Source organism: Aeromonas sp. 603607, from assembly GCF_049171595.1.
GTDB classification, from domain to species: Bacteria; Pseudomonadota; Gammaproteobacteria; order Enterobacterales; family Aeromonadaceae; genus Aeromonas; species Aeromonas veronii.
In genome coordinates, this window is sequence record NZ_JAAKOV010000020.1 from 87,257 (window position 1) to 95,385 (window position 8,129).

Here is an 8,129-nt window from a genome sequence, read left to right on the forward strand (position 1 = left end):
CTAGACGGATGCCTTTGCATGGATGTAGCACGATGACGACCCCCATAGAGAAAAAACTCACCATCCAGATCCGGGTTGAACCGGGTTGTCTCGGGCCGGATGGCAAGACACATATAGAGACCTTCTGTGCCGCTGCTGCCAAGATTTTTGCCGCCGTGGAGCCCGAGCTGGTGAGCTGGGTGCTGATCCCCCGCTATGACAAGCAGCTGCCGGAGCAAGAGTTCTTTATCGAGGGGCGCAAGCTGACCGAAGAGCAGGCAAGCCTGTTTCTGCGCCGCTTCGGCCGTGAACTGGGTGAAGTGCAAGACCGGCTCGACTCGGTGCTGGCCCAGCTGGTCGAGCGCTACTTCAAAACCCTTTAAGCCTCCAATTTTCGATAAAAGGTTCTCTGCTGAGAACCTTTTTTCATGCTCAAAAAGCAAACGTTTGAATTTTTACTCTATTCATTGATCTGCTTCGCAGATCCGGGGTTTGTAAACGGCGCCGCCTGTGTAAAAATGTGCGCGCTGTCACGGTATCAGGACGAGTCTGGTTACTTAACCGCCAGAAACAGGGCAATTTACCCCGCATGGATGGGATAGCCCGTTCCCCTGCTGCTTATTTCACGTCACCTATTGGAATCCAACATGAATCAACAACACCAAGCTGCCAATCAGGCCGCCGGGCAAGGATTGCTTGAGCGCCTGTTTGCCCTGCAAGGCCATGGCACTACCGCCCGCACCGAAGTGATCGCCGGTATCACCACCTTCCTGACCATGGTCTATATCGTGTTCGTCAACCCGCAGATCCTCTCTGCTGCGGGCATGGACACCCAGGCCGTGTTCGTCACCACCTGCCTCATCGCCGGTATCGGCAGCATACTGATGGGCCTGTTGGCCAACCTGCCGATCGCGCTGGCCCCCGCCATGGGCCTCAACGCCTTCTTCGCCTTCGTGGTGGTCGCCGGCATGGGTTACTCTTGGCAAGTGGGCATGGGCACCATCTTCTGGGGTGCCATGGGTCTGTTGATCCTCACCCTGCTGCGGGTGCGCTACTGGCTGATCGGCAACATCCCGCTCACCCTGCGGGTTGGCATCACCGCCGGTATCGGTCTGCTGATCGCCCTGCTCGGCCTGCACAACGCCGGGATTGTGGTCGCGAGCCCGGCCACCATGGTGACCGTGGGCAACCTCACCTCCCTGCCCTGCCTGCTGGGTCTACTCGGTTTCTTCCTGATCTGCATCTTCTCCGCTCGCGGCGTCCACTCCGCCGTGCTGATCGCCATCGTGGTCACCACGGGTCTGGGCTGGCTGTTTGGCGATGTCACCTTCAAGGGCTTTGTCTCCATGCCCCCCAGCATCGAACCGGTGTTCGGCCAGCTGGATCTGATGGGATCGCTCGATATCAGCCTCGCCGGGATCATCTTCTCCTTTATGCTGGTCAACCTGTTCGACTCCTCCGGCACCCTGATCGGCGTAACCAACCGCGCCAAGCTGGCCGATGACAAGGGCCACTTCCCGCGCATGAAACAGGCCCTGCTGGTGGATAGCGCCAGCTCGGTCGGCGGCGCCTTTATGGGCACCTCCTCGGTCACCGCCTTTATCGAGAGCAGCTCCGGCGTCGCCGTCGGCGGCCGTACCGGTCTAACCGCCATCGTGGTCGGCCTGCTGTTCCTGCTGGCGATCTTCTTCTCCCCGGTCGCCGCCATGGTGCCGGCCTATGCCGCCGCTGGCGCCCTTATCTATGTGGGCGTGCTGATGTGCTCCGAGCTGACCCGAGTGAAGTGGGAAGATCTGACCGAAGCGGTACCGGCCTTTATGACCGCCGTCATGATGCCGTTCAGCTTCTCCATCACCGAGGGGATCGCAGTTGGCTTTATCTCCTACTGCGTGATGAAGGCGGGCACCGGCCGCTGGCGCGAAATCAACCCCTGCGTGCTGGTGGTTGCCCTGCTGTTCGTCCTCAAGTTCTTCTGGGTCGATAGCCACTGATAATGACCAGCGCAATCCGATGGGCTCCCGACAGGGAGCCCATTTTTATTTGCCGGATCATGCTTCTCGCCCCTGCGCTGTGACGCGGGGGCCCGACAGTGCTAGATTGGCAGCCAGCTTTTTATCCGGCAGTTTCGTTAATCACAAGGACGGCAACCGTGGCCCAGCACTCTCCCTCTCTCTCCGCCTTCTCCCCCCTGCTGCAGGAGCTGGCCCAGCGCCATTGGCAACGGCTGATTGAACTGGCCCCCGACTACGGCACGCAGCCCGAGCCGGTGCACCAGACCCTGCTGACCCTGCTCGGCCTCTCCGATTTTGTCGCCGACTCCCTCTTCAAACAGCCAGAGTTGCTGACCGAACTGCTCGCCTCCGGGGATCTGGAGCGCTCCGAGCGCTGGCCCGCCTACCAGAGCGATCTGACCGCCCTGCTCGCCGAGGTGAGTGATGAAGAGGCGCTCAAGCGCATCCTGCGCCAGTTCCGCCGCAGCCGCATGCTGGTGATCGCCTGGCGCGAGCTGCTGGGCCACGCTGAAGTAGAAGAGAGCTTTATCCACCTCACCAAACTGGCGGATGCCCTGATCTGCTCTGCCCGCGACTGGCTCTACACCAAACAGTGTGGCGAACTGGGCACCCCGATGGACGGCAACGGCAACCCGCAACCGCTGCTTATCCTTGGTATGGGCAAGCTGGGCGGTGGCGAGCTGAACTTCTCCTCGGACATCGACCTTATCTTCACCTTCCCCGAAAACGGCTACACGGTTGGCGGGCGACGCGAGCTCGCCAACCAGCAGTTCTTTATCAAGCTGGGCCAGCGCATCATCAACGCCCTCCACCAACCCACTCAGGATGGTCAGGTGTTCCGGGTCGATATGCGCTTACGCCCCTTTGGCGATGCGGGGCCGCTGGCCATCTCCTTCGCCGCCATGGAGGATTACTACCAGCACCACGGTCGCAACTGGGAGCGCTACGCCATGGTCAAGGCGCGGGTGCTGGGGCCCCAATGCGAGCACGCAGTGGAGCTGGCCGAAATGCTGCGTCCCTTCGTGTTTCGCCGCTATATCGACTTTGGCGTTATCGACGGTCTGCGCCAGATGAAGGCGATGATCGCCGCCGAGGTGCGCCGCAAGGGGCTGGAGGGCAACATCAAGCTGGGGGCAGGCGGCATTCGCGAGGTGGAATTTATCGCCCAGGCGCTGCAACTTATTCGCGGCGGCCGTGAACCGGCGCTGCGGGTGCGTCACCTGCCCGAAGCGCTGGCCGCCATCGCCCAATGTGGCGCCCTCGAATCTGCCCATTGCGATCGCTTGCTGGATGCCTATCGCTTTCTGCGTCGGGTCGAAAACATCTTGCAGGAGATCGGCGATCAGCAGACCCAAACCCTGCCCACCGAAGAGCGGGATCGCCAGCGGCTGATCGCTGCCCTCTGCTTTGCCGACTGGGGCACCTTTATGGCTTATCTGGATGAGGAGATGGCTGCCGTCCATCAGGAGTTCGCCGCCGTGGTGGGGGAAGAGAAAGAGGCCCCCGCCCATCTGGAGCAGCTCTGGCTCGATCTCTGGCGCACCGAGCTCGACGCCGCCGAGCTGGAAAAACTGCTGACCGCACAGGGCGTGGCCGAGCCCGCCCCGCTCTGCGGTGCCCTGCTGCGCTTCAAGGAGGAGTACAAGCGACGTCAGGTAGGGCCGCAGGGGCGCATCGCGCTGGACTGGCTGATGCCGGAGCTGCTGCGACTGGTGGTCGCCAGCGAGCAACCTGCCCGCCTGTTCGAACGGGTGTGCGAGCTGCTGACCCGCATCTTCACCCGCAGCGCCTATCTGCAGCTGCTGGCGGAGAACCCGGGCGCCCTGCGCCAGCTGGTGCGGCTGTGCGACGCCAGCCATCTGGTGAGCGAGCAGCTGGCCCGCTACCCCATCCTGCTGGACGAGCTGCTCGATCCCCAGCACCTCTATCACCCCACCCCGCTCGATCAGTACAAACCCCAGCTGCGCCAGTTCCTGCTGCGCATCCCCGAAGAGGATGTGGAGCAGCAGATGGAGGCACTGCGCCAGTTCAAGCAGGTGCAGCTGCTGCGCATCGTGGCGGCCGACATCGCCGGCGCCCTGCCGCTGATGAAGGTGAGCGACCACCTCACCTGGCTGGCGGAGGCGATCACCGAGGAGGTGGTCAATCAGGCATGGGCCCAGATGAGCGAGCGCTACGGGGTACCGCCCGAGGTGGCGGTGAGCGGTCAGCGCGGCTTTGCGGTAGTGGCCTACGGCAAGCTCGGCGGCATCGAGCTCGGTTACGGCTCGGATCTCGATCTGGTGTTCCTGCACGGCGGCGACCCCAACAGCTACACCGACGGGCGCAAACCCATCGACAGCCGCCAGTTCTACCTGCGCCTGGCACAGCGGATCCTGCACCTGTTCAGCACCCGCACCCCCTCCGGCATTCTCTACGAGATCGACATGCGGCTGCGCCCCTCCGGCGACTCCGGCCTGCTGGTCTCGTCCCTCTCGGCCTATGAGCAGTATCAGCAAAACGAGGCCTGGACCTGGGAGCATCAGGCACTGGTGCGGGCCCGCCCCATCTATGGCGATGACGCCATCGTTGCCGAGTTTGCCCGCATCCGCCGCGCCGTGCTGGCCAAGGAGCGCGAACTGCCGACCCTGGCCCGCGAGGTGCGCGAGATGCGCCACAAGATGCGGGATCACCTGCTCAAGGCGGGCGCCGGCGAGTTCGACCTCAAGCAGTCCCCCGGCGGCATGGTGGACATCGAGTTCATCGCCCAGTACCTGGTGCTGGCCCACGCCTGCGGTGAACCCGAGGCGCTCACCCGCTGGTCCGATAACGTGCGCATCTTCGATGAGTGCGTGCTGGCGGGGGTACTCACGCTGGAGCAGGCGGAGGGGCTCAAGCACGCCTATCTGGAGATCCGCAACCTCGGCCATCGCCTCAACCTCTCGGAGATCTCCCGCAAGGTGAGCGACGACCAGTTACTGACCGAACGAGGCCATGTGCTGGCAGTCTGGCAACTGCTGCTGGGGGAGTAATTCCCGCTAGCGGCAATGAAAAAGGGCCCGCACGAGGCGGGCTCTACATGGAGATAAAACGAAAGGCTGGGGCTATTTGAACAAGCCCTTGAGCAGCTGGTCGGCCACCCCTTTGACGGCCTCGTTGTCGGCCTTGTCCCCCAGCAGCTTCTTGAGGCCCCGTTCGGCCTCCTTGCGCGCCTTATCCTCCAACAGCTTGTTGTTGCTGAGCAGCGCCTTCACGTCGAGGTGATAGCTGGGAGCCTGCCAGTGGCCACCGATCCGCACCGGAATGGTGATCTCCTTCAGCTCATCCACATCCTTTCCTCCCTGCCCCTTGCTGCTCTCGACAATGGAGGTGAGGAACAGGAAGTCGAGGCTCTCCGGCACCAGCGCCGTCTGCCCCTCCCCCTTGACCCGCAAGGCGGGGGCAAAAAGCTGGATGTCGTTGCTGCGGGCGATGCCGTCGGCAATCTGGAAGCTGGCGGTGAGGGCGCTGAAGTCGGTCTTGCGCGCCTCCTTCACCTGCTCGGCCCCCTTGCCGGTGAGGGTGGCCCGCGCCTCGCGGATCATCTCCGGCAGGTTGATGCCGTGCAGGGCACCGTCACTCAGCTTCAATGTCACCTTGCCCTGCATCCCGTTGCGCAGCGCCAGCGCGGAGAGACCACGCCCCTGCACCTGCACATCGAGATCGCCTTTGCCCTCCAGCAGATCGCTCTGAGCCAGAGTCTGCAACAAGGGACGAATGTTCACCCCGGCCACCTGCTGGTGCACCTTGTAGGTCGTGGGTTGCTGGCGCGCGTCGAGTACCCCGTTCGCGTTTACCTGACCGCCAGCCACGGTCGCGCTGAACTGTTTGAGCGTCAGCAGTCCCTTGGCCAGAACCACCTGCATATCGACGGCGCCGAGATCCAGCCCTTTCAGGCGCAGGCTGCCAAGTTGCAACCGACCATCCAGATCCACACCTTTGAGCGCACCCAGATCCGGTTCAACCGCGGAGAGGGCTTCGCTCTTGCCGGTTACCGCTTTATTGTCACTTGCAGCGGCACTGGAAGCACCGGCCGCCGGTTTGTCCTCTTTCGCCTGTGCGGTTGTGGTCGGTGCCGATTTGGCGAGCCATTTGTCGAGATCCAGCTTCTCCCCCTTGAGATCGAAGCTGATCGAGGGAACAGCGCCAAGCTGCACGGTTCCATCACCACTCAGCAGCGTCTCATCGGCACTCATCACCAGCTTGCTCAGGGTAATCAACTGCTTGTCGATCTCGGCGCGGGCAAAGCCGGCCAGTTTCAGCTTCATCTGCGGGCGTGGCAGCGCATCACCTTCCAGCGCAGCCGTCAGCACCATATCGGAGAGCTCGGCCAGCTTCATCTCTTTATCGAGCCGTCCCTTGAGTGTTCCTTCCAGCGAGCCAGCCAGTGAAGCTTGCTGCCCCTCTACCTTGGCACCCTTCAGCGCCAACGTGAGGTTGCTCCACTCACCTAAGGCCAATCGGTCTCCCTTGATGGAGAAACTGTCGAGTCGCAGGGACGGGTCACTCAGGCTGCCACTGAGGCTCAGATCTTTCAGTTCACTGGCCATCACCTCCTGCGCCAGCTTGATTTGGGTCTGCCCTTTAACATCGAAAGCGAGCTTGTCGGCACTCCCCTTAGCGTCCAGCGTCACGGGTACCCACTGACCGGTGGCCAGCTGCCCCATATCGAGATCGAGGCGATCCAGTCGCAGCGACGTGCCGCTGCGATCATCCTGTACCAGCGCACTGGCCTGGGAGAGCGCGACCCCCTGCAAGCTGATCTGCCAGGGCTTGCTATCAGCGGTTGGCGCAGGGGTTGCGGGGACGACCGGTTCGCTTGCATCAGCAGCGGCATCTTTGATCAGTCCGCTCAGATTGGAGCTGCCATCCGCCTTGGTCTGGATAAAGAGATGGGCGCCACTCAGGGTCACCTTGCCAATCTCCAGGCGATGGGAGAGCAGCGGCAACAGAGCCACCGAGGCCTCGCCCTGCTCGAAACGAACCAGATCCGGCTCGGCAAAACCGGCCGGATTGCGCAGAGCCACCTTCTCCAGCGAGAGCCCGAGACTCGGCCAGAAACGCCAGTCAATCTCCCCCGCCATCACCAGCTCCCGGCCCGTGCTCTTGCGCACCTGTTCAGCCAGTTGGGGCTTGAATTGATTGGGGTCGATAAGGCTTATCAACGTCACTATGGCCAGCAAGGCCGCCACGGCGATGCCGAGCAAGATGAGAACTATCTTCTTCACGATATGCTCCTTGAATCCGGATCCACTGCTGACTATACCACTCACCGTCTGACGAATGGCGTCTGCGGGACAAAAGTGGACAAGGATGAGACAGGGATGGTCGCTGCCAATCCCCATCGTCATCAGCAGGGATCAGGCTTGCAAAGAGGATTGCTGCAGCCGCGCCACCGCGGTGCGCGTCGATTCGAAAGCAAAGCGGGGCAAGGGAATATCGCTGATCTTCAGCCACTGACAGGCGGCCACATCGTCAGCCGGCTGGATGAACGGTTTTTCACTCAGCTTGATAGCGAAAAAGGTGTCACAGGTGTGATAGGTGATGCCATCGTAGAGATAGATATTGGGAAAGGAACCGAGATAGGTACAAGGATGAGCGCTGACATCGAGCCCCAGCTCCTCCTGCAACTCGCGCACCAGTGCCCCCTCAAGCGACTCGCCGGGATCGACAAATCCGCCCGGCAGATCCAGCAACCCCTTGCCCGGATTGCGGGCACGCACCGCAACCAGCACCTCATCCTGCCAGCAAAGCGCCACCATCACCGCCGTCGCCACATTCTGGAAAAAATGAAAACCGCAGCCACAGAGAAACTCTTTAGGGCTGACGCTCTGCAAGGTTTGACCACCGCATTTTGGACAAAACATGGGCTATCTCCGACGAAATAAAGCACCATTTTACGCTGTTGTGACCGTTTTTTATGAGTAAAACCGACGGGGAAGACTAGGCATTCAAAGGGAGAGGAATAAAACGGGACAATTATCAGACGATTTAATAAATTGCATGCAATAAAAAACCCCGCTCGATGAGCGGGGTTTCTTGTATTGGGTGCCTGGCAGTGTCCTACTCTCGCATGGCGAATGCCACACTACCATCGGCGCTACCGCGTTTCACTTCTGA

5 protein-coding genes are annotated in these 8,129 nt (G+C 61.6%); 3 read left to right on the forward strand and 2 right to left on the reverse strand.

The features are described from left to right. The first annotated feature begins 32 nt into the window (after nt 1–32). The 3 genes from G5315_RS17860 (at nt 33) to glnE (ending at nt 5,002) form a co-directional block, all read left to right on the forward strand. Nucleotides 33–362, forward strand: a complete 330-nt coding sequence (locus tag G5315_RS17860; protein ID WP_216951990.1) for a hypothetical protein — start codon at nt 33–35, stop codon at nt 360–362. A gap of 264 nt (nt 363–626) precedes the next feature. Then, complete coding sequence (locus tag G5315_RS17865) at nt 627–1,970, forward strand: NCS2 family permease (protein ID WP_421333595.1); 1,344 nt, start codon at nt 627–629, stop codon at nt 1,968–1,970. Between the two features lie 158 nt (nt 1,971–2,128). After that, nucleotides 2,129–5,002, forward strand: coding sequence for a bifunctional [glutamate--ammonia ligase]-adenylyl-L-tyrosine phosphorylase/[glutamate--ammonia-ligase] adenylyltransferase (glnE, locus tag G5315_RS17870; RefSeq protein ID WP_421333596.1), 2,874 nt, complete (start codon nt 2,129–2,131; stop codon nt 5,000–5,002). A gap of 72 nt (nt 5,003–5,074) precedes the next feature. Here glnE and G5315_RS17875 read toward each other — a convergent pair whose 3' ends face one another. Beyond that, nucleotides 5,075–7,237, reverse strand: coding sequence for an AsmA family protein (locus tag G5315_RS17875; RefSeq protein WP_421333598.1), 2,163 nt, complete (start codon nt 7,235–7,237; stop codon nt 5,075–5,077). Nucleotides 7,238–7,369: 132 nt separating this feature from the next. Continuing rightward, a complete protein-coding gene (locus G5315_RS17880; protein ID WP_421333600.1) occupies nt 7,370–7,876 on the reverse strand; it encodes an NUDIX domain-containing protein in 507 nt (168 codons plus the stop codon). Nucleotides 7,877–8,129 lie beyond the last annotated feature (253 nt).

What these genes read in the sequence shown, in the direction of transcription:
- G5315_RS17860 (WP_216951990.1), top strand. Translation starts at nt 33, where the DNA reads ATGACGACCCCCATAGAGAAAAAACTCACCATCCAGATCCGGGTTGAA.
- G5315_RS17865 (WP_421333595.1), top strand. Translation starts at nt 627, where the DNA reads ATGAATCAACAACACCAAGCTGCCAATCAGGCCGCCGGGCAAGGATTG.
- G5315_RS17880 (WP_421333600.1), bottom strand. Translation starts at nt 7,876, where the DNA reads ATGTTTTGTCCAAAATGCGGTGGTCAAACCTTGCAGAGCGTCAGCCCT.